At 71.7% G+C, this 21575-nt stretch carries 19 protein-coding genes and 1 riboswitch; of the genes, 11 read left to right on the top strand and 8 right to left on the bottom strand.

All coding sequences use genetic code 11. The features are described 5' to 3' along the window. The first annotated feature begins 11 nt into the window (after positions 1 to 11). The 8 genes from frr to AB0472_RS30535 all read left to right on the top strand — a co-directional run bounded on the left by frr (position 12) and on the right by AB0472_RS30535 (position 9379). The gene (gene frr / locus AB0472_RS30570) at positions 12 to 569 is read left to right on the top strand and encodes a ribosome recycling factor (RefSeq protein ID WP_089098486.1); all 558 of its coding nucleotides are present in this window, start codon (positions 12 to 14) and stop codon (positions 567 to 569) included. After that, entirely contained in the window at positions 569 to 1960 is a 1392-nt protein-coding gene (locus tag AB0472_RS30565; protein WP_366361097.1) for a phosphatidate cytidylyltransferase, read from the top strand. Before frr ends, AB0472_RS30565 begins: the two co-directional genes overlap by 1 nt. A gap of 202 nt (positions 1961 to 2162) precedes the next feature. Continuing rightward, entirely contained in the window at positions 2163 to 3407 is a 1245-nt protein-coding gene (locus AB0472_RS30560; protein ID WP_366361095.1) for a cytochrome P450, read from the top strand. A 47-nt stretch (positions 3408 to 3454) separates the two neighbouring features. Further along, positions 3455 to 4243: a VOC family protein gene (locus tag AB0472_RS30555; RefSeq protein ID WP_366361093.1), complete on the top strand. Its 789-nt coding sequence runs from the start codon at positions 3455 to 3457 to the stop codon at positions 4241 to 4243. A gap of 86 nt (positions 4244 to 4329) precedes the next feature. Continuing rightward, positions 4330 to 5436, top strand: a complete 1107-nt coding sequence (gene rlmN / locus AB0472_RS30550; RefSeq protein WP_366361091.1) for a 23S rRNA (adenine(2503)-C(2))-methyltransferase RlmN — start codon at positions 4330 to 4332, stop codon at positions 5434 to 5436. 24 nt (positions 5437 to 5460) lie between these two features. Continuing rightward, positions 5461 to 5568: riboswitch (TPP riboswitch) on the top strand. A 72-nt stretch (positions 5569 to 5640) separates the two neighbouring features. Further along, positions 5641 to 6711, top strand: a complete 1071-nt coding sequence (locus tag AB0472_RS30545; RefSeq protein WP_366361090.1) for a thiamine ABC transporter substrate-binding protein — start codon at positions 5641 to 5643, stop codon at positions 6709 to 6711. 44 nt (positions 6712 to 6755) lie between these two features. Then, positions 6756 to 8354, top strand: coding sequence for an iron ABC transporter permease (locus AB0472_RS30540; RefSeq protein WP_366361187.1), 1599 nt, complete (start codon positions 6756 to 6758; stop codon positions 8352 to 8354). Then, a complete protein-coding gene (locus AB0472_RS30535) occupies positions 8354 to 9379 on the top strand; it encodes an ABC transporter ATP-binding protein (protein ID WP_366361088.1) in 1026 nt (341 codons plus the stop codon). The genes AB0472_RS30540 and AB0472_RS30535 overlap by 1 nt, the downstream gene beginning before the upstream one ends. Before the next feature lie 83 nt (positions 9380 to 9462). Here the strand turns inward: AB0472_RS30535 and AB0472_RS30530 are convergent, their stop codons facing one another. The 7 genes from AB0472_RS30530 to AB0472_RS30500 form a co-directional block, all read right to left on the bottom strand. Then, on the bottom strand, positions 9463 to 10194 hold the full coding sequence (locus tag AB0472_RS30530; protein WP_366361086.1) for an LAETG motif-containing sortase-dependent surface protein: 732 nt from the start codon (positions 10192 to 10194) through the stop codon (positions 9463 to 9465). Between the two features lie 138 nt (positions 10195 to 10332). Beyond that, positions 10333 to 11469 carry a Rossmann fold nucleotide-binding protein gene (locus tag AB0472_RS30525; protein WP_366361084.1) on the bottom strand — a complete coding sequence of 379 codons (1137 nt, stop codon included), beginning with the start codon at positions 11467 to 11469 and terminating at the stop codon, positions 10333 to 10335. Between the two features lie 16 nt (positions 11470 to 11485). Further along, entirely contained in the window at positions 11486 to 11893 is a 408-nt protein-coding gene (locus tag AB0472_RS30520) for a VOC family protein (RefSeq protein ID WP_366361082.1), read from the bottom strand. A 95-nt stretch (positions 11894 to 11988) separates the two neighbouring features. Next, on the bottom strand, positions 11989 to 13479 hold the full coding sequence (locus AB0472_RS30515; RefSeq protein WP_366361080.1) for a hypothetical protein: 1491 nt from the start codon (positions 13477 to 13479) through the stop codon (positions 11989 to 11991). Continuing rightward, positions 13461 to 14201, bottom strand: coding sequence for an ATP-binding cassette domain-containing protein (locus AB0472_RS30510; protein ID WP_366361078.1), 741 nt, complete (start codon positions 14199 to 14201; stop codon positions 13461 to 13463). Before AB0472_RS30510 ends, AB0472_RS30515 begins: the two co-directional genes overlap by 19 nt. Positions 14202 to 14392: 191 nt before the next feature. Continuing rightward, positions 14393 to 15775, bottom strand: a complete 1383-nt coding sequence (locus tag AB0472_RS30505) for an aspartate aminotransferase family protein (protein ID WP_294008897.1) — start codon at positions 15773 to 15775, stop codon at positions 14393 to 14395. Beyond that, positions 15760 to 16278: an Lrp/AsnC family transcriptional regulator gene (locus tag AB0472_RS30500; RefSeq protein ID WP_093498818.1), complete on the bottom strand. Its 519-nt coding sequence runs from the start codon at positions 16276 to 16278 to the stop codon at positions 15760 to 15762. Before AB0472_RS30500 ends, AB0472_RS30505 begins: the two co-directional genes overlap by 16 nt. A gap of 164 nt (positions 16279 to 16442) precedes the next feature. Between AB0472_RS30500 and AB0472_RS30495 the strand changes: the two genes are divergently transcribed. After that, positions 16443 to 17882: a gamma-aminobutyraldehyde dehydrogenase gene (locus tag AB0472_RS30495; protein ID WP_366361076.1), complete on the top strand. Its 1440-nt coding sequence runs from the start codon at positions 16443 to 16445 to the stop codon at positions 17880 to 17882. Positions 17883 to 18164: 282 nt separating this feature from the next. Continuing rightward, positions 18165 to 19358 (top strand): extracellular solute-binding protein, encoded by a 1194-nt coding sequence (locus tag AB0472_RS30490; RefSeq protein ID WP_366361074.1) that lies wholly within the window; start codon positions 18165 to 18167, stop codon positions 19356 to 19358. Positions 19359 to 19432: 74 nt separating this feature from the next. Here AB0472_RS30490 and AB0472_RS30485 read toward each other — a convergent pair whose 3' ends face one another. Further along, positions 19433 to 20320 (bottom strand): sugar phosphate isomerase/epimerase, encoded by an 888-nt coding sequence (locus AB0472_RS30485; RefSeq protein WP_366361073.1) that lies wholly within the window; start codon positions 20318 to 20320, stop codon positions 19433 to 19435. Between the two features lie 514 nt (positions 20321 to 20834). Here AB0472_RS30485 and AB0472_RS30480 point away from each other — a divergent pair. Next, positions 20835 to 21533, top strand: a complete 699-nt coding sequence (locus tag AB0472_RS30480; protein ID WP_366361071.1) for a transcriptional regulator — start codon at positions 20835 to 20837, stop codon at positions 21531 to 21533. Positions 21534 to 21575 lie beyond the last annotated feature (42 nt).

Raw genomic sequence — 21575 nt, 5'->3', positions numbered from 1 at the left:
AGGAGCAAGTGGTGATCGAAGAGACCCTCCTCGAAGCCGAGGAGAAGATGGAGAAGGCCGTCGTGGTCGCCAAGGAGGACTTCGCCGCGATCCGCACCGGCCGTGCGCACCCGGCGATGTTCAACAAGATCGTGGCCGACTACTACGGCGCGCCGACGCCGATCAACCAGCTGGCCTCGTTCTCCGTGCCGGAACCGCGCATGGCGGTCGTGACCCCGTTCGACAAGACGGCCCTGCGCAACATCGAGCAGGCCATCCGCGACTCGGACCTGGGCGTCAACCCGAGCAACGACGGCAACATCATCCGGGTGGTGTTCCCCGAGCTCACCGAGGAGCGCCGCCGCGACTACATCAAGGTCGCCAAGGGCAAGGCGGAGGACTCCAAGGTCTCCATCCGCTCCGTCCGCCGCAAGGCCAAGGACGCCATCGACAAGCTGATCAAGGACGGCGAGGTCGGCGAGGACGAGGGCCGCCGCGCCGAGAAGGAGCTCGACGACACCACCGCGAAGTACGTCGCACAGGTGGACGAGCTCCTCAAGCACAAGGAAGCGGAGCTTCTCGAAGTCTGATGAACGACTCATCCTGGGGAGCCCCGCCGCACGCCGGGCCGCAGCCCGGGCAGGCCGGACCACCGGCCGGGTACTGGGAACCGGCCGATCAGGGCACCGGCCAGGGGTACGACCACGGCTCCGGCCAGGGGTACGACCACGGCTCCGGTCAGGGATACGGCCCCGGCCCGGCCCACGGCTCCGGCCCGGGGTACGGCCCCGGCCCGGCCCACGGCTCCGGCCCGGGGTACGGCACGGGCGCCGGCCCTGCGCAGGGTCCCGGCCAGGGGTACGGCACGGGCCACGTCCACGGCTATGACCAGGGGCATGTCCAGGGAGTCGCCCCGGCGGGTCCCGCGTACGATGCGCAGAACGCGCAGCAGACTCGCCCCATGCCCATCGTGCCCGACGACGTACCCGCGTACGGCTCGGACCAGGACGGTGACAGGGGGGCCGCCCGGCCGGGCGGCCCCTTGTTCCGAGACGAGACGTTCCGCCACGACACACCGTCGGCGCAGCCCCTGCCTCACGCGGCGGCGCCGCAGAATCCGGAGCCCATGCCCGACGCCCCACAGCCGGCCCCCGCGCCGCAGAAGAAGAGCGCGGGACGCGACCTGGGCGCGGCCATAGGAGTCGGCGTCGGACTGGGCGTCGTGATCGTGGCGTCCCTGTTCGTCGTCAAGGCCGTCTTCGTCGGTGTCGTGGCGGTCGCCGTCGTGGTGGGCCTGTGGGAACTGACCAGTCGGCTCCAGGAGCGCAAGGGCATCAAGGCACCCCTGGTCCCGCTGGCGCTGGGCGGCGCCGCGATGGTGGTCGCCGGCTACGCCCGGGGCGCGGAGGGCGCGTGGGTCGCTCTCGCACTCACCGGTCTCGCGGTCCTGGTCTGGCGGATGACGGAACCGCCGGAGGGCTATCTCAGGGACGTCACGGCGGGACTCTTCGCGGCCTTCTACGTCCCGTTCCTGGCGACCTTCGTCGCGATGATGCTCACCGCGAAGGACGGCCCCTTCCGGGTGCTGACCTTCCTGCTCCTCACGGTGGTCAGCGACACCGGCGCCTACGCGGTCGGCTGGCGCTTCGGCACCCACAAGCTCGCGCCGCGCATCAGCCCCGGCAAGACCCGCGAGGGCCTGGTCGGCGCGGTGCTGTTCGCGATGGTCGCGGGCGCGCTGTGCATGCAGTTCCTGATCGACGACGGCACCTGGTGGCAGGGCCTGCTGCTGGGCCTCGCGGTCGCGGCCAGCGCCACGCTCGGCGACCTCGGCGAGTCCATGATCAAGCGGGACCTGGGCATCAAGGACATGGGCACGCTGCTGCCGGGCCACGGCGGCATCATGGACCGGCTGGACTCCCTGCTGCCCACGGCTCCGGTGGTGTGGCTGCTGATGGTGCTGTTCGTCGGCAGCGGCTGACCGGGCCCGACGCCCGCCGATCCACAGAACCGTCGGCAGCGTGCGGCGTACCACTGTCGTAGCCGGGCCCCCGTCCTTCGCAGGGCGGGGGCCCGGTGGCATGTCGGCCCCGGATGACGCAGCAGAAATCGCAGGGCCGTTCCGGCGGGAGGCAGACTTCCCGTGAGGACGCCGACTCCTCCGACGCGCAGGGAGTGTGCCCATGCCCCTCGACCCGGCCCCGCCCGCCGCCCCGTCGCCAATCCCGCCTCCGCCGCCGGTGCGGTTCTGGCCGGTCGGCGATCTGCCCGCGCTCGACCCGGACCCGTTCCTGGACGAGGTGATGCGCGAGGAGCCGGTCACCCGGATCAGACTCGCGTACGGCGAGGGCGAGGCCTGGCTGGTCACCCGGTACGAGGACGTCCGCTTCGTCACCTCCGACCCGCGCTTCTCGCGGGAGGCGGTCGTCGGCCGTGACATCACCAGCATGCGCCCGGCGCCCGTGGCCTCCCAGACGTCCGGCCTGCAGTACATCGACCCGCCCGGGCACAACCGGCTGCGCCGGGTCGTCGCCCGTGCCTTCACCGGGCGGGCCATGCAGCGGCTGCGGCCGATGGCGGAGCGCAGGGCCGCCGAACTCCTCGACACCATGGCGGCCGCGGGCCCGCCCGCCGACCTCATGGAGCATCTGCACGGCCCCTTCCCGATCGCGGTGATCCGTGACTTCCTCGGCGTCGACGAGAAGGACTGGCACCGCTGGGCGGCGACCGGCGAGGCGCTGCTCTCCGCCGGGGCCGACGCCGAGGAGCGCGCCCGGGAGGCCGCCCGGACCACCCGGGCCCGGATCGCCGAACTGCTGCGGAGCCGGCGCGGGGAGCCCCGCGAGGACCTCGCCGGGGTGCTGGCCCGGGCGACCGCGGACGGCGAGATCAGCGACGACGAGGCGATCTCCCTGGCCACCGCCATCCAGGTCAGCGGCGGCCACGCGGTCCGCAACAACAGCGGCTCGATGATGTACGCGCTGCTCACCCACCCCGAGCAGCTGGCCCGGCTGCGCCGCGAGCCGGAGCTGCTCCCCAGGGCGGTGGACGAGCTGTTCCGCTACGTCCCGCACCGCAACGGCGTCGGCATCCCGCGGGTCGCCGTCGAGGACGTCGAGGTCGGCGGCCGGCTGATCCGGGCCGGTGACGTCGTCTACAACGCCTACGTCGCCGCCAACCGCGACCCCGCGGTCTTCGACGACCCCGACGCCCTGGACTTCGACCGCGCGGGCGGCCCCCACCTGGCCTTCGGTCACGGACCCCACCACTGCATGGCCGCGATCATGGCCCGTATGGAGGCCGAGACCATGATCGGATCGGTCCTCGCCCGTTTTCCCGGCATCCGGCTGGCCGTTCCGCCGGAGGAGGTCGAGTTCCAGCGCCAGGGCCTGATCCGCGGACCGCGTACGCTGCCTGTGACCTGGTGACCGGCGCGGGCCGGCAAGGACGGTCGAGGCCCGAGGAGGACCCCGCCATGCTGACGACCACCTACGCCCCCGGCGCCCCGAACTGGCTGGACCTGGGCACCCCGGACACCGACGCGAGCGCCGCCTTCTACTCGGCCGTCCTCGGCTGGCAGCACCGGTCCGCCGGCCCCGAGGCGGGCGGCTACGGCTTCTTCGAGCAGGACGGCGGGACGGTGGCCGGGCTCGCCCCGCTCACCGGGGAGGGCGCCGGCGCGTCCTGGCGGGTGTACTTCCACACCCCGGACGCCGAGGCCACCGCCAAGGCCGTGGAGCAGGCGGGCGGCAGCGTCCGGATCGCCCCGGCGGACGTCTTCGCCTTCGGGCGGGCGGCCGCCTTCGTCGATCCCGCCGGCGCGGACTTCGCCGTCTGGCAGCCGGGCGGGACCCAGGGCCTGGACCGCGTCGCGGTGCCCGGCAGCCTGGCGAGGACGGAGCTCTACACCACCGACGCGAACGCGGCGAAGGCGTTCTACGGGTCGGTCTTCTCCTGGCAGACCCGGGACGTGCCGATGGGCCCGGGACTCACCTACACGATCCTCACCCCGGCCGGCGGCGGCCCGGCGGCGGCCCACGGCGGCCTGATGCAGCTGCCCCAGGCCAACCTCGACGCCGGATCGACCCCGGAATGGCATCCGTACTTCGAGGTGACCGACTGCGACGCCACGTTCGCCGGCGCCACCGAGTCCGGCGCCACCGTCCTCATCCCGGTCACCGAGGCCCCCGGCATCGGCCGCTTCGCCATGTTCCTCGACCCCCTGGGCGCCCTCTTCGCCATCATCACGACGGCAGGACGCTGAGCCCCCGGGCCCCTCGCCCCCTCCTGACCCCCGCCGGATTCCTCGGTCGCAGGCCACCTCAGTTGATCTGCGACACTGATAGGGCCATGCCTAAACCCGGAGAACTCACTTTCGTCGCGCCGCGCGGTGCCAAGAAGCCGCCGCGGCATCTCGCCGATCTCTCGCCCGCCGAGCGCAAGGACGCGGTGGCCGAGGTCGGGGAGAAGCCGTTCCGTGCCAAGCAGCTCTCGCAGCACTACTTCGCGCGGTACGCGCACGACCCCGAGCAGTGGACCGACATCCCGGCGGGGTCGCGGGACAAGCTGCGGGAGGCGCTGTTCCCCGAGCTGATGACGGTCGTACGGCATCTGTCGACCGACGAGGGGACCACGCGCAAGACGCTGTGGCGGCTGTTCGACGGCACGCTCGTCGAGTCGGTGCTGATGCGGTACCCGGACCGCGTGACCATGTGTATCAGCTCGCAGGCGGGGTGCGGGATGAACTGCCCGTTCTGCGCGACCGGGCAGGCGGGTCTGGACCGGAACCTGTCGACCGCCGAGATCGTCCACCAGATCGTGGACGGGATGCGGGCGCTCCGCGACGGGGAGGTCCCCGGCGGACCCGCGCGGCTGTCCAACATCGTCTTCATGGGGATGGGCGAGCCGCTCGCCAACTACAAGCGGGTGGTCGGCGCGATCAGGGCGCTCACCGACCCCGCCCCGGACGGGCTCGGCCTCTCGCAGCGCGGGATCACCGTCTCGACCGTCGGACTGGTCCCGGCCATCCACCGGTTCGCCGACGAGGGCTTCAAGTGCCGGCTGGCGATCTCGCTGCACGCCCCCGACGACGAACTGCGCGACACCCTCGTCCCCGTGAACACGCGGTGGAAGGTACGCGAGGTCCTCGACGCCGGGTTCGAGTACGTCGAGAAGAGCGGCCGGCGCCTCAGCATCGAGTACGCCCTCATCCGTGACATCAACGACCAGGCCTGGCGGGGGGACCGGCTGGGCCGCCTGCTCAAGGGCAAGCCCGTGCACGTCAACCTCATCCCGCTGAACCCGACGCCGGGTTCGAAGTGGACCGCGTCGCGGCCGGAGGACGAGAAGGCGTTCGTCGAGGCGATCGAGGCGCACGGTGTGCCGGTGACCGTCCGGGACACCCGTGGGCAGGAGATCGACGGAGCCTGTGGTCAGCTCGCGGCCACCGAGCGGTAATCTGAGGTCCGTAGGTACATCTTCATATTCCGACAGGGGAGCGCCACAGCGCTGAGAGTGCGGCAACCGGGCCGCAGACCCTCTGAACCTCGCCCAGGTCATTCTGGGTAGGAAGTTCGGTCATCACTCAAGCTGTTGCGCCCTGCCCGCACACCGCGGGCAGGGCCGCGTCTCTTCCTGGTCCACCCCAGGAGGAAAGAACCAGTGCACACCAGGACCTTCTTGGCCGCGGCCGTCGGGCTCGGCCTCGTCACGCTGTCCGCGTGTTCGTCGTCGTCGGGTTCCGAGGCCGACTCCAGGACCGTCACCCTCGTCAGCCACGACTCGTGGGCCGTCTCCAAGAACGTGCTCCAGGACTTCGAGAAGGAGTCCGGCTACCAGGTCAGGGTCCTCAAGGACGGAGACGCCGGGCAGGCCGTCAACAAGGCGATCCTGACCAAGGACAACCCGCAGGGCGACGTCTTCTTCGGCGTCGACAACACCCTGCTCTCCCGGGCCCTCGACAACGGCCTCTTCCAGCCGTACGCGGCGAAGGGCCTCGGCACGGTCGGCACGGCCTACCAGCTCGACGCGGACAAGCACCGGGTCACGCCCATTGACTACGGCGACATCTGCGTCAACTACGACAAGGCGTACTTCAGCAGGCACAAGCTGACCCCGCCGTCGTCCTACGCCGACCTCGTCAAGCCGCAGTACAAGAACCTCCTCGTCACCGAGAACGCGGCCACCTCCTCGCCGGGGCTCGGGTTCCTGCTCGGGTCCGCCGCCCGGTACGGGGACAGCGGGTGGCAGGACTACTGGAAGAAGCTGAAGGCCAACGGCGTCAAGGTCGTCGACGGCTGGGAGCAGGCCTACAACGAGGAGTTCTCCGGCTCGGCCGGCGGGAAGAAGGCGAAGGGCGACCGGCCGCTCGTGGTGTCGTACGCCTCCTCGCCGCCCGCCGAGGTCATCTACGCCGACCCGAAGCCGAGCACCGCGCCCACCGGGGTGGCGACCGGCACCTGCTTCCGGCAGATCGAGTTCGCCGGTCTGCTGAGCAACGCGGGGAACACCAAGGGCGGCAAGGCGCTCATCGACTTCCTGGTCTCCAGGAAGTTCCAGGAGGACATGCCGCTGAACATGTTCGTGTACCCGGTGGTCAAGGGCGCGAGCGTGCCCGCCGAGTTCACGAAGTACGGGCCCGCCGCCCAGAACCCCGAGACCATGGCGCCCGACAAGATCGCCGCCAACCGTGACCAGTGGGTCAAGACGTGGACGTCACTCGTACTGAAGTAGCCCCGCACAAGGGCCGTTCGGGGAGCGCGGCGCGGCTCGGGCTGATGCTCGTGCCGGTCGCGTTCTTCGCCGTCTTCTTCGCCTGGCCGGTCGCGGCGATCGTCACGCGCGGGCTGAGGGTCGACGGGGTGTGGCGGTTCGGGCGGATCGCTGACGTCGTCGGCCAGTCCGACATCCGGCACGTGCTCTGGTTCACCACCTGGCAGGCGCTCGCCTCCACCGCGCTCACCCTGCTGGCCGCACTGCCCGCCGCCTACGTCTTCGCCCGCCTCGACTTCCCGGGCAGGCACGTGCTGCGGGCCGTGGTGACGGTCCCCTTCGTGCTGCCGACGGTGGTGGTGGGGACCGCGTTCCTCGCGCTCGTCGGGCGGGGCGGCCTGCTGGACGAGCTGTGGGGCGTACGGCTCGACACCACCGTCTGGGCCATCCTGCTGGCGCACGTCTTCTTCAACTACGCGGTCGTCGTACGGACCGTGGGCGGGCTGTGGGCCCAGCTGGACCCGCGGCAGGAGGAAGCCGCCCGGATGCTCGGCGGCTCACCGTCGGCCGCCTGGCGGAGGGTCACGCTGCCCGCGCTCGCGCCCGCCGTGGCCGCCGCCGCGCTGATGGTCTTCCTGTTCACCTTCACCTCCTTCGGTGTGGTGCAGATCCTCGGCGGGCCGACGTTCTCCACCCTCGAGGTGGAGATCTACCGGCAGACCTCCGAGATCTTCGACCTCTCCACGGCCGCCGTCCTCACCCTCGTGCAGTTCGCCGCGGTCGGCGCGATCCTCGCGGTGCACGCGTGGACGGTACGGCGGCGGGAGAGCGCGCTGCGGCTGGTGGACCCGGCGGTGACGGCACGCCGGCCGCGCGGGGCCGGGCAGTGGGCGCTGCTCGGCGGGGTGCTCGCCACCATCGCCGTGCTCCTCGTGCTGCCGCTGGCCGTGCTGGTACAGCGGTCACTGGACGGCGGGTTCGGGTACTACCGGGCGCTGGGCGACGCCGACGGCGGGACCTTCCTGGTCGCGCCGATCGAGTCGGTCGTCAACTCGCTGCAGTACGCGGTCGCAGCCACCGCGATCGCCCTGGTGATCGGCGCTCTCGCCGCCGCCGCGCTGGCCCGGCGGGACGCGGGGCGCCTGGTACGGGGGTTCGACGCGCTGCTGATGCTGCCGCTCGGGGTGTCCGCGGTGACCGTCGGCTTCGGGTTCCTGATCGCGCTCGACAAGCCGCCGCTGGACCTGCGCCAGTCCTGGATCCTCGTCCCGCTCGCGCAGGCGCTGGTGGGCGTGCCCTTCGTCGTCCGGACCATGCTGCCCGTGCTGCGGGCGGTGGACGAGCGGCTGCGGGAGGCGGCGGCCGTGCTCGGGGCCTCGCCCTGGCGGGTGTGGCGGGAGGTCGACCTGCCCCTGGTGCGGCGGGCGCTGGCGATCGCGGCGGGCTTCGCGTTCGCGGTGTCGCTGGGGGAGTTCGGGGCGACGGTGTTCATCGCGCGGCCGGACAACCCGACCCTGCCGGTCGCCGTGGCCCGGCTGCTTTCCCGCCCCGGTGATCTCAACTACGGCCAGGCGATGGCCCTTTCCACGATTCTGATGGTGGTGTGCGCGGTGGCCCTGCTGGTCCTGGAGCGGCTGCGGACCGACCGGACGGGGGAGTTCTGATGCCGCTTCTCGAACTGGAGCAGGCCACCGTGCGGTTCGGCGGGCGGGCCGTGCTCGACGCCGTCGGCCTGGAGGTCGCCGAGCACGAGGTGGTGTGCGTGCTGGGGCCGAGCGGGAGCGGCAAGTCCACGCTGCTGCGGGCGGTGGCGGGGCTGCAGCCGCTCGGCTCGGGGCGGGTGCTGCTCGACGGCCACGACCAGGCGCGGGTGCCGGCGCACCGGCGGGGCGTCGGGCTGATGTTCCAGGACCACCAGCTGTTCCCGCAGCGGGACGTGGGCGGGAACGTGGCCTTCGGGCTGCGGATGCGCGGCGCCGGCCGAGCGCAACAGGCCGAGCGGGTCACCGAGTTGCTGGAACTGGTGGGGCTGCCGGGGGCGGCCGGGCGGGCCGTCGCCGGGCTCTCCGGCGGTGAGCAGCAGCGGGTGGCGCTGGCGCGGGCTCTTGCGCCCCGGCCCCGGCTGCTGATGCTGGACGAACCGCTGGGCCAGCTCGACCGCTCGCTGCGGGAGCGGCTGGTCGTCGAACTGCGGGAGCTGTTCGGCCGGTTGGGGACGACCGTGCTCGCGGTGACGCACGACCAGGGCGAGGCGTTCGCGCTGGCCGACCGGGTGGTGGTGATGCGGGACGGGCGGATCGCCCAGTCCGGCACGCCTCTCGACGTCTGGCAGCGGCCCGCGGACGAGTTCGTGGCCCGCTTCCTCGGCTTCGGCAACGTGGTCCCGGCGACCGTCGAGGCAACGGTCGCGGTGACACCGTGGGGAAAGGTGCCGGTGCCCGAGGGCTCGGCGCAGGGCCCGCGGACGCTGCTGGTGCGGCCGGCGGGGGTACGGCTCGTCGCCGCCGACGCGGGCCTGCCCTGCACGGTGGCCGCCCGCACCTTCCAGGGCACCCATGTCACCGTCCACCTTCAGCCCCAGGACGGCGGCCCCCGGCTGGAGGCGGCCTGCGCGCTGCGGGAGGCGCCGGCGGCCGGGGACGCGGTGGGCGTCGAGTTCGACGCGGCGGAGACCGTCGTACTGGACTGAGGGCTGCGCCGGTACGGCCGAGGCCCGTCCCCCGGGGATACGGGGACGGGCCTCGACGGTGTACGGGTGTGGAGAGGGGAGCGTCAGCTGCCGCTGTGCGCCCCACGGCGGCGCATGCCGAACCAGACGGCCCCACCGCCGACCACCACGAGCGCGGCGGCGATACCGGCGATCAGGCCGGTGTTGGAGTTGGCACCGGTCTCGGCGAGGTTCGACTCACCGACGGCCGGGGAGGGGGCGTTGTCCGACGTGGTCGCCGGGGCGGTGCTGCTGCTCTCCGTGGCCGACGGGGTCGGGGAGTCCGACTCGGCCGGGGTGGTCTCGGACGCCGAGGGCGACGGGGTGGCCGAGTCCGACGGGGAGGGGCTGGCGCTCTCCTCGGACTTGCACGCCGTCGACGGGGTCGTCAGGTTCGGCGTGATGTCCCTGTCGATCTTGATGCCCTTGGTGTCGACCACGACGTGGACCCGGTACTCCGCGTTCGGCTTCCAGTCCTCCGAGAAGGAGACCGTGGTGCCGCCCTTGGAGCCCTTGACGGTCTTGGCCTCGCCGACCTGCTTCGCGTCGGCGCCGTTGTTCTCGAGGAAGACGGTGATGGTGGCCGAAGTACCGGAGGCGTCGATGTCCTTGACGTTGATGACACCGTTGCTGCCGTCGCAAGTGGCTTCGGCGGAGAAGTCGGAGATGTTGCACGCGAGGGCGGAGCCGGAAGCGCTGAGCGCCAGCGCGGCCGACGCGGCGGCAACTCCCAGGACGCGCACGGAACGACGTGCACTGCGGCGGGATATGGACACGTTTGTCCTTACTGAGTGCATAACTGAGGGGGGCTTAGGGGGCGTTGATGCGGCAATACGGTGAGGCATCAGGATCCCCAAGAGTCCCTCAGGTCTATAAGTGCGCCGTAAGTAGTGTCAACGCATATGCGGTCCACAGATGTTGACTTTACCTTCTGTTTAATTGGTGAGACGTTTCAGCGCTTGTGAAGCTTGCTCGATCCGGTCAACGAGGGCGATACGGGACGCCATCGGCCGGTCCCCCGCGAGGGAGGTCAGCAACTGCCAGGCCGGCAGCCGCTCGCTCCAGTGCGCCTCGTTCACGAGCACCATCGGGGTGGGCTCACCGCGCGACTCGTAGTAGTTGGGCGTCGCGTTGTCGAAGATCTCCTGTACGGTGCCGGCCGCGCCCGGCAGGAACACCACACCGGCGTTGGAGCGGGCCAGCAGGCCGTCCTCGCGGGTGGCGTTGGCGAAGTACTTGGCGATGTGCGCGGCGAAGGCGTTCGGCGGCTCGTGGCCGTAGAACCAGGTGGGGATGCCGACCGAGGGGCCGCCGTCCGGCCAGCGCTCGCGGACCTCGAAGGCGGCGCGGGCCCAGTCGGTGACGGACGGCCGGAACGACGGTGCCTTGGCGAGCAGTTCCAGTGCCTCGTCGAGCATCCCGTCGCCGAAGGGCGCCGCGTACGCGCCGAGGTTCGCCGCCTCCATCGCGCCGGGGCCGCCGCCGGTCGCCACCGTGAAGCCGGCCCGCGCCAGTTCCCGGCCGAGCCGGGCGGCACCGGCGTACTCCGCCGTGCCGCGGGCCATCGCGTGGCCGCCCATCACGCCCACCACCCGGGCGCCGACGAGGAGTTCGTCCAGCGCGTCGGAGACCGCGTCGTCGTGGATCGAGCGCAGCATCGACCCGAATATGTCGCCGTCCGCCTTGGTCTGCTGGAACCAGGCGTACGAACGGGCGTCCGTCGTCGCCTCGTAGCCCGCGTCGAGCGAGTCGAACAGCTCGCCGGGCGTGTAGACGAAGGCGCGGTAGGGGTCGAAGGGGAGGTCCGGGACGGGCGGGAACACCAGGGCGCCGGACGCGCCGGCCCGGGCGGCCGCCTCGGCGGACATCGGGCAGCCGAGGAAGACGGCGCCGGTGGTGTCGGTGGTCAGCAGGACGTCCGTACGGTCCGTCAGGTCGACGGCCTGGATCCGGTACTGGGCGAGCGTGCCGTGCGCGGCGACGACCTCGTCGAACTCGGCGAGGGACTCGATCTCACGGTCGCGGGCGGCCCGGTGCTGCGGCGGGTTCGGCTGGGCGGGTGTCGGATGCACCCGCCCACTCTAGGTGTCAGCCCTGCACCGCCGCCGGGTCCATCCACACGACCTCCCAGCTGTGGCCGTCGAGGTCCTCGAAGGAACGGCCGTACATGAAGCCCTGGTCCTGGACGTCGTCGTTGGCCGTGCCGCCGGCCGCGACCGCCTTCTCGACCAGCTCGTCGACCTTCTCGCGGCTCTCCGCGCTCAGGCAGATCAGCACCTCGCTGGTCTTCGTCGAGTCGGCGATCTCCTTCTTCGTGAAGTCGGCGTAGCGCTGCTTGCTCAGCAGCATCGCGATGATCGTGTCGCTGATCACGACACAGGAGCAGTCGTCGTTGCTGAACTGCGGGTTGATCGTGTAGCCGAGCTCCGTGAAGAACTTCCGCGACGCGGCGACGTCGGCGGTGGCCAGGTTCACGAAGATCATCTGCTGGTACATGGGGTCTCTCCCTCGGGTGTCGTGCCGTTCGGGGGGTCAGACCGGGGGCCGCGCCGAAAGTCATCGCCGGATCCGGATTTTCTCCGTACGGCTGTTCAGCGGGCGAGCGGGAGTGCCGCGAGCTCCGCGATCAGCAGGGTGAGGGGGCCGAAGAGGGCCAGCAGGGCGGCGGTCCGCAGGACCGCGGCGCTGCGCAGCACGGCCGCCGGGGCGCCGAGGCGGAGCAGGGCCGCGGTGGTGTCGGCGCGGGACCGGCGGGCCTCGACGGCGGCGGTGAGGAGGGTGGCGACCGTGCAGCCGGCCACCACGAGGCCGCCGAGCGCGGTGAGGGGGCCGAAGGCGGGGGCGCTGCCGTCGTCGCCGTGGAGGGCGGAGGTCGCGAAGGCGGCCGACGCCACCGCGCAGACGACGCCGAGGGGGCGGCCGATGCGGGTGGCCTCCGCCATCAGGACGCGGCCGGCGAGGAGGCGGCGGGCGCCGGGGCGGACGGACTGGAGGAGGCGTCCGCAGAGGTGGGTGAGGCCGGGGGCGGCGAGGATCAGGCCGAGCGCGGTGAGGGCCCAGCCGGCGAGCACACCGGCGGGGCCGCCGGCCAGTCCGCCGGGGAGGGTGGTGTGCGGGGTGGTCTCGGTGGCGCCCGCGTAGGACTCCACGGCGAGGCCGGCGGCGAGGACGGCGACGCCCCAGGGGAGGCCGGCGGGTGGGGCGGTGGGGAGGTCCGTGACGCCGGGGAGGTCGGGGAGGGGGGCCGGGGGTGCGTCGTTGCGGTCGGCAGGGGCCGGGGGGTGGGTTTCGCTCACCGGCGCCTGCAGGGTGCCTCCCCCGGAGGGGGGACCCCCAGCGCCCACCCGTGCCGCCACAGCGGTACGACTGCCCGCGGGGTGCGAGGGCGGTGGGGTGTCGTGCGCGGGGTCGAGCTGGGGGTGCGGGGTGTCTGTGGGCTGGGTGCCGGGGGTCGGGCCGCGGAGGAAGCGGGCGCCGAAGCGGCCGTAGGTGCCGAAGGACTCGGGTTCGGCCGTTCGGCCGTAGGCGCCGAAGCGGCCGTGGACGCGGGTGCGGGTGCCGGGGCGGGGCAGGTCGCGGGGGCGCAGGGTCAGGGCGACCGTTGCGGAGGCGAGGACCGGGAGGGTGGCCAGGAGGGTCAGGGCCGCGGGGACGGGCAGGGACCGGCCGGCTGCCAGGAAGTCCTTCGCCGCGCCGTCGAAGGGCATGCCCGTGAGGTCGCCGCGCAGGTGCAGGAAGACCAGGAGGGCCAGCAGGGCGCCGAGGGTGCAGGCGAGGGCCGTGTTGAGGGCGGCGATCGCCATCAGACGGGCCGGGCCCAGGCCGAAGGCGGAGAGACCGGAGCGCGGCCTGGTGCCGGGGTCGGTGCGGGCCACCGCGACCGCGAGGTACACCGTGCTGGCGGCGGGGATCGCGCACCAGGACAGGCGCAGCAGGGCGGCCGTCGAGTGGTTCGGGTGGGCCAGCGCGTAGCCGAGGGCGGACAGCAGCAGGAAGCTCGTGCCGGCGGCCGCCGCGGCCACCAGGAGGCGGCGCAGCTGGACGGTCGGCCGGGCGGCGCGGGTCAGACGGAGACTGAGCACTCGGCCCGGCCTTCCGCTTCGGGGACCGGCGGCAGGTGGACGGTGTTCACCCGGCGACCGTCCAGCAGGTCGACCTTGCGGTCGGCGAGGGCCGCCGTCTCCGCGTCGTGCGTCGCGAGGACGACCGTGATGCCGTGCGAGCGGGCCGCCGTGGTGAGGGTACGCAGCACGTGGGCGCGGTCGGCGCGGTGCAGCGGGGCCGTCGGCTCGTCGGCGAAGAGGACCGTGGGCGCGGGGGCGAGGGCGCGGGCGATGGCGACGCGCTGGCGTTCGGACTGCTGGAGCTCGGCCGGGTGCTTGCGGGCCTTGTCGCCGACGTCGAGGCGCTCCAGCCACTCCAGCGCGGCCACCTTGGCCCGGCGGCGGCCGGTGCCGCGCAGCATCAGGGGCAGGGCGGTGTTCTCCCAGACGTTCAGTTCGGGGACGAGGGTGGGGACCGGGTCGATCCAGCCGAAGCGGTCACGGCGCAGCCGCTCGCGGGCGAACGGGCCCATCCGGTGCACCGCCTTGCTGTTGAACCAGACCTCGCCGTCCTGCGCCGGGACCAGACCGGCCAGGCACCTCAGGAGCGTCGTCTTGCCGCTGCCGCGCGGGCCGCTGACGGCGAGGATCTCGCCCTCCCGCACGCCCAGCGAGATGCCGGCGACACCCGGTGAGCCGTCCTGGTGGCTGAAGTGCAGGGCGCGTGCCCAGAGCACGTCGTTGTCCGGCGGGGCCTCCATGGGCGTACACCTCGGTTCTGATCCGTTTTGCCGTGCCTTCCCACGTCCGGGGGAACGAAGGCTGGGCCGATCGGTCACGTGCACGCTAGGCACGCCGGGCGGCGGAGCCCGGACAGCACACGGCCCCGGGCCGCCGTTCTCACTCGAACGGACGGCGCCGGGGCCGGATGATCAGACCGCTGATCCGACGATCAGAGCTTGGTCCACGCCTCCGTGAGGGTGGCGCGCAGGATCTGCTCGATCTCGTCGAAGGTCTCCTGGTTGGAGATCAGCGGCGGGGCGAGCTGGACGACCGGGTCGCCGCGGTCGTCGGCACGGCAGTACAGGCCGTTCTCGAACAGGGCCTTCGAGAGGAAGCCGTACAGGACGCGCTCGGTCTCCTCGTCGTTGAAGGACTCCTTGGTGGCCTTGTCCTTGACGAGCTCGATGCCGTAGAAGAAGCCGTTGCCGCGGACGTCGCCGACGATCGGCAGGTCGTGCAGCTTCTGCAGGGTGGAGAGGAAGGCGCCCTCGTTGTCCAGGACGTGCTGGTTGAGGTTCTCGCGCTCGAACAGGTCGAGGTTGGCGAGGCCGACCGCCGCGGAGACCGGGTGGCCGCCGAAGGTGTAGCCGTGCAGGAAGGTGTTGTCGCCCTTGTAGAAGGGCTCGGCGACGCGGTCGGAGACGATGCACGCGCCGATCGGGGAGTAGCCCGAGGTCATGCCCTTGGCGCAGGTGATCATGTCCGGGACGTAGCCGAACTTGTCGCAGGCGAACATCGTGCCCAGCCGGCCGAAGGCGCAGATGACCTCGTCGGAGACGAGCAGCACGTCGTACTGGTCGCAGATCTCGCGCACGCGCTGGAAGTAGCCGGGCGGGGGCGGGAAGCAGCCGCCCGCGTTCTGGACCGGCTCCAGGAAGACCGCGGCGACGGTGTCGGGGCCCTCGAAGAGGATCTGCTGCTCGATCTGGTCGGCGGCCCAGCGGCCGAAGGCCTCCGGGTCGTCGCCGTGGATCGGGGCGCGGTAGATGTTGGTGTTCGGGACCTTGTGGGCACCGGGGACGAGGGGCTCGAAGGGGGCCTTCAGCGCCGGCAGGCCGGTGATGGACAGGGCGCCCTGCGGGGTGCCGTGGTAGGCGACCGCACGCGAGATGACCTTGTACTTGGTCGGCTTGCCCTGCAGTTTGAAGTACTGCTTGGCGAGCTTCCAGGCGGTCTCGACGGCCTCGCCGCCGCCGGTGGTGAAGAAGACCTTGTTCAGGTCGCCCGGGGCGTGGTCGGCCAGCCGCTCCGCCAGCTCGACGGCCTTCGGATGGGCGTACGACCACACCGGGAAGAACGCCAGCTCCTGGGCCTGCTTGAAGGCGGTCTCGGCGAGTTCGGTGCGGCCGTGACCGGCCTGGACCACGAACAGACCGGCGAGACCGTCGAGGTAGCGCTTGCCCTTGTCGTCGTAGATGTAGGTGCCCTCGCCCCGGACGATGGTCGGGACGGGCGAGTTCTCGTACGAGGACATGCGGGTGAAGTGCATCCACAGGTGGTCGTACGCGGTGCGGCTGAGGTCCTTCTGGGTCACGGTTATCGGGTTCCCCACATGTAGGTCTGCTTCTTCAGCTTCAGGTAGACGAAGCTTTCGGTGGAGCGCACGCCGGGCAGGGCCCGGATGCGTTTGTTGATGACGTCCAGCAGGTGGTCGTCGTCCTCGCAGACGATCTCCGCGAGGATGTCGAACGAGCCCGCGGTCATCACCACGTACTCGACTTCCGACATGGCCGTCAGCGCGTCCGCGATCGACTCGACGTCGCCCTCGACGTTGATGCCGACCATCGCCTGCCGGCGGAAGCCCACGGTGAGCGGGTCCGTGACGGCGACGATCTGCATGACGCCCTGGTCCAGCAGCTTCTGGACGCGCTGGCGCACGGCCGCCTCGGACAGGCCGACGGCCTTGCCGATCGCGGCGTACGGACGGCGGCCGTCCTCCTGGAGCTGCTGGATGATGGCGAGGGAAACGGCGTCCAACTGCGGGGTGCCGTTCCTGGACTCGCGGGACGAGTCCCTCTGGTCTGCGCTTCGACTGGCCACGACCTCACTGTGCACGACGTCTCGACGGTTCCGCAAGGCCGTATCGATGAAATTCGTTGTTTGAGGTGTCTCTGATTGCGGATTTCGCAGACGCGGCGGCTTTGGGGGTGTTGAAAACGTGGGATCTCGGATTACTGTGGGTGTCTCAGTGAATGGACACCGAACTTGGAGGGCCGGCAGTGAGCACCGAGCTGCGTCGTCTGCGCAATTACATCGACGGTGAGTTCCGGGACGCCGCCGACGGACGGACCACCGAGGTGGTCAACCCGGCGACCGGCGAGGCGTACGCCACGGCCCCGCTGTCCGGCGAGGCCGACGTCGACGCGGCGATGGCAGCCGCGGCCGCGGCCTTCCCGGGCTGGCGCGACACCACCCCCGCCGAGCGGCAGAAGGCCCTGCTGAAGATCGCGGACGCCTTCGAGGAGCGCGCCGAGGAACTCATCGCGGCCGAGGTGGAGAACACGGGCAAGCCGACCGGGCTCACCCGCTCCGAGGAGATCCCGCCGATGGTCGACCAGATCCGGTTCTTCGCGGGCGCGGCCCGGATGCTGGAGGGCCGGTCGGCCGGTGAGTACATGGAGGGGATGACCTCGATCGTCCGCCGCGAGCCGGTCGGCGTCTGCGCGCAGGTCGCGCCGTGGAACTACCCGATGATGATGGCCGTGTGGAAGTTCGCCCCGGCGATCGCCGCGGGCAACACCGTGGTCCTGAAGCCGTCGGACACCACCCCGGCGTCGACCGTCCTGATGGCCGAGATCATCGGCGGGATCCTGCCGAAGGGCGTCTTCAACGTCGTCACCGGCGACCGTGACACCGGCCGCGCGATGGTGGAGCACCCGGTCCCGGCGATGGCCTCCATCACCGGCTCCGTGCGGGCCGGTATGCAGGTCGCCGAGTCGGCGTCCAAGGACCTCAAGCGGGTCCACCTGGAGCTGGGCGGCAAGGCCCCGGTCGTCGTCTTCGAGGACACCGACATCGCCAAGGCCGTCGAGGACATCTCGGTGGCGGGCTTCTTCAACGCCGGCCAGGACTGCACGGCGGCGACCCGGGTCCTCGTCCAGGAGTCCATCCACGACGAGTTCGTCGCGGCGCTCGCGAAGGCCGCCGCCGAGACCAGGACGGGCCAGCCGGACGACGAGGACGTGCTCTTCGGACCGCTGAACAACCCGAACCAGCTCAAGCAGGTCTCCGGCTTCATCGAGCGGCTCCCGGCGCACGCGAAGGTCGAGGCCGGCGGCCAGCGGGTCGGCGACAAGGGCTACTTCTTCGCGCCGACCGTGGTCTCCGGGCTCAAGCAGGACGACGAGATCATCCAGAACGAGGTCTTCGGGCCGGTCATCACCGTCCAGTCCTTCACCGACGAGGACCAGGCCCTGGAGTGGGCCAACGGCGTCGAGTACGCGCTCGCGTCGTCCGTGTGGACGAAGGACCACGGGCGGGCGATGCGGATGTCCAAGAAGCTGGACTTCGGCTGCGTGTGGATCAACACGCACATCCCGCTGGTCGCGGAGATGCCGCACGGCGGCTTCAAGAAGTCGGGCTACGGCAAGGACCTGTCGGGGTACGGGTTCGAGGACTACACGCGGATCAAGCACGTGATGACGTCGCTGGACGCGTAGGTCGTAGGTCGTAGGTCGCAGGCCGTGGGCCGTACGTCGTAGGTGCGGGTGCGGGTGCGGATGCGTGGGGCTGGTCGCGCCCACGCGGCGGTAGCCGCATTCGGACAGGTGCCCCGCGCCCCTGCAGGCGGGTTGCGCTGCCCAGGGGCCGGGAGGCCCCTGGGCAGCGCTTTCCCGTAACGCCGTGTTGATCCGCGGCATCGACAAGGTGTCCGGTACCCGTCAGGTGGCTCGACGCAGCGTCGATTGCCCGGCGACGGGCGGGCGGGACATGCTTCAGGTGTGCCCCAGACCTCTTCCCGGACGCCCGCGCTCTCCCGTCGCTCCCTGCTGCGCGCGCTCGGCGGCACCGCCGCGCTCGGCGCGCTCGCGGGCTGCGGGGTGCCCGCCGCCTACGTCAAGGCAGGCGACCGCGCCGTGACCGACGTGTCCGCCGCGGACCACAGGCTGGTCTTCGCGAACTGGCCGCTGTACATCGACGTCGACGACGACAACCCGAACAAGCGGCCGACGCTCGACGCCTTCGAGAAGAGCACCGGGATCTCCGTCGACTACATCGAGGAGATCAACGACAACGACGAGTTCTTCGGCAAGATCAGCCCCGCGCTGATGAACCACCAGTCCACCGGCCGCGACCTGATCGTCATCAGCGACTGGATGTGCGCGCGGTTCGTCCGCCTGGGCTGGGTCCAGAGGATGGACCGCGCCCAGCAGCCGAACGTGGCGAAGTACCTGGACCCGCTGCTCCGCTCGCCCGCCTTCGACCCGGGCCGCCTCCACACCGTGCCGTGGCAGTCCGGCATCACCGGCATCGCGTACAACCGCGGGAAGCTGGGCCGCGAGATCCGGCACGTCAAGGACCTGTGGGCGAGCGACCTCAAGGGCCGGGTGACCCTGCTCTCCGGCCTCGACGAGGCGTTCGCGCTGCTCATGCAGGGCAACGGCGTGGACATCACCCAGTGGACGGCCGACGACTTCTACGCCGTCTGCGACGAGGTGCAGCGGCAGGTGGACCGCGGCCAGATCCGCCGCTTCACCGGCAACGACTACACCAAGGACCTGGTCAGCGGGGACGTCCTGGCCTGTCAGGCGTACTCGGGCGACGTCATCCAGCTCCAGGCCGACAACCCCGACATCCGGTTCGTCGTCCCCGAGGAGGGGGCGGAGCTCTGGTCCGACTCCCTGATGATCCCGGACCGCGCCGACCACAAGGCCAACGCGGAGCGTCTCGTCGACTACTACTACCGGCCGGAGGTCGCCGCCGAGCTGGCCGCCTGGGTCAACTACGTCTGCCCGGTCCCGGCGGCCCAGCAGGTCCTCGCCGACTCCAAGGACAAGGACACCGCGGCCCTCGCCGACAACGCCCTGATCTTCCCCAACACGGCGATGCGCGAGCGGCTCGCGATCGCCCGCGACATCACGTCGACGGAACGCGTGGAGTTCGCCAGGCGGTGGAACAAGATCGTGGGGTTGTAGGCGCCTGCCGGACACCGCCGGACACCGCCGGACACCGCCGGCCACCGGCGCCCGCCGCGCGGCCGGGTTGTGCGCTACGCGACGGTCCGCAGCACCGAGCGCAGGTGTTCGGCGCTGGCCCACACGTCCTCGACCGGGCCCTTCTCCCTGGGTTCCGCGGTGAGGATGGTGTCCTGTTCGAGGACGTACCAGCCGTCGTAGCCGCGGCCCGTGAGGTGGCCGACGATGGCCTCGACGTCGACGTCGCCGGAGCCCAGCGGGCGGTACATGCCCTCGCGCACGGCGTCGGTGTAGCTGAGGCGGCCGGACTGCACCTTGGCAGCGAGGGCGGCGTCCACGTCCTTCATGTGGGTGTGGGCGATGCGCTCGGGGGCCTGCCGGGTGAGCTCGGCGGGGTCGGTGCCGCCGATGAGGAGGTGGCCGGTGTCCAGGCAGAGGGAGATCGAGGAGTCCTCCAGGACGCGACGGACCTCGTCGCCGTTCTCGATCATCGTGCCGACGTGCGGGTGCAGGACCGCGCGCACCCCGCGCTCGGCGGCCAGGGCGGTGAGCCGGTCGAGGTTGGAGAGGAGCAGCTTCCAGCCGTCGGCGTCGAGTTCGGGGCGGGAGTCGTAGCCGTCCTGGCCGGTGATCGCGGACAGGACGAGGACCTCGGCGTCGGAGGCGGCGTAGTTCGCGAGGAGCTGCTCCGCCTCGGGCACCGGGTCGTGGCCCGGTACGTGCAGCAGCAGCGGGGTGAAGCCGCCGACGGCGTGCAGGTCGTGGTCGGCCAGGACGCGGGCCATCGCCTCCGGGGCGGCGGGCAGGAAGCCGTCCGGGCCGAACTCGGTGGCGGCCAGGCCGACCTCGCGCATCTCCTGCAGCACCCGCTCGGGTGTCAGCTGGTAGCCCCAGCCGGGCACTTCGCACACGCCCCAGGAGATGGGCGCACCGGCGATCCGGTTCAGCTGTGGGGTGGTCATGCCGTGGCCTTTCGGTGGTTCCGGTGGGGACAGCCGACGACGCCGCGGTTACCGGACGGATCGGCGCGTCGGGCACGGCCGTGCCCGAGGCCAGACCGTTCTGGTGGTCGCAACGCTAGGGTCGCGAAGGGGATTGGTGAAGCCCTCGAATCCCTCAATTGGCCATCATCGGGACCGTCAATTGCCCGTCATTGCGTGCGTCGTCCGTGCGTGGGCCGTCCGTGTGTGAGCCGTCGTTCTCGTGGGCCGTCCGTGCGTGGGTCGTCCGTGCGTGAGCTGTCGTCTCGTGGGTCGTCCGTGCGTGAGCTGTCGTCTCGTGGGTCGTCCGTGCGTGAGCCGTCGTCGCGTGGGTCGTCCGTGCGTGAGCCGTCGTCGCGTGGGGCGGCATCGCCCGGCCTCGTCCTCGCCCGGGCTTTCCCCGCGCCGCCGTTCCTCGCCCCGCCCGTTCTCCCTCGGCGGCACCGCCGCTCCCGCCCGCTCTATCTCCAATCCCCGTTGTTCCTAGAATGGGGGAGTGAACGACATCGACGCGATCGCGGCGTTGCAGGATCCGGTGCGGCGCCGACTGTACGAGTACGTGGCCGCGCAGGGCCGCGAGGTCGGCCGCAACGAGGCCGCCGAGGCGACCGGGGTGGCGCGCACGCTCGCCGCGCACCACCTGGACAGGCTGGCCGAGGCAGGCCTGCTCGACACCGGCAGCCGGCGGCTGACCGGCCGCTCGGGACCGGGCGCGGGCCGGCCGGCCAAGGTGTACACGCGGGCCCGGGAGGAGCGGGCGGTGTCGCTGCCCGCCCGCGACTACCGCACCGCCGCCGAACTGCTCGCCGAAGCCGCCGAGGAGGCCGGGCTGGACGCCGGGCTCTGTGCGGCCGCACGCCGCCGCGGCGAGGCCCTGCGCGGCTCGGCGGCCCCCTGTGCCGGCCTCGAAGAAGCCGTCGAGACGCTCGCGGCCCGAGGTTACGAACCGCACCTGGAGGCCGCCGAAGGTGCGGGCGGCACGGCGGACGCGGGAGAAGCGGCCGTGGTCCGGATGCGCAACTGCCCCTTCCACGCCGTCGCCGAACGCTTCCCGCCGCTCGTCTGCGGGATGAACCTCGCGCTGCTGGAGGGGCTGCTCGGCACCGACGGCCCCGTCCGGGCCCGCATGGCCGCGCGCCCGGGCGAGTGCTGCGTGGTGGTGGAGCTTGCCGGGTCCGCCGACGGGGATTTCTAAAAACAACGACGATTGACATAGAAGTGGGTGCGTGCTGGTATG

Source organism: Streptomyces sp. NPDC086777 (assembly GCF_040702065.1).
Taxonomy (GTDB): Bacteria; Actinomycetota; Actinomycetes; order Streptomycetales; family Streptomycetaceae; genus Streptomyces.
Note: the sequence above shows the minus strand (reverse complement) of the source record. Positions and strands in the feature narration are given on the sequence as shown.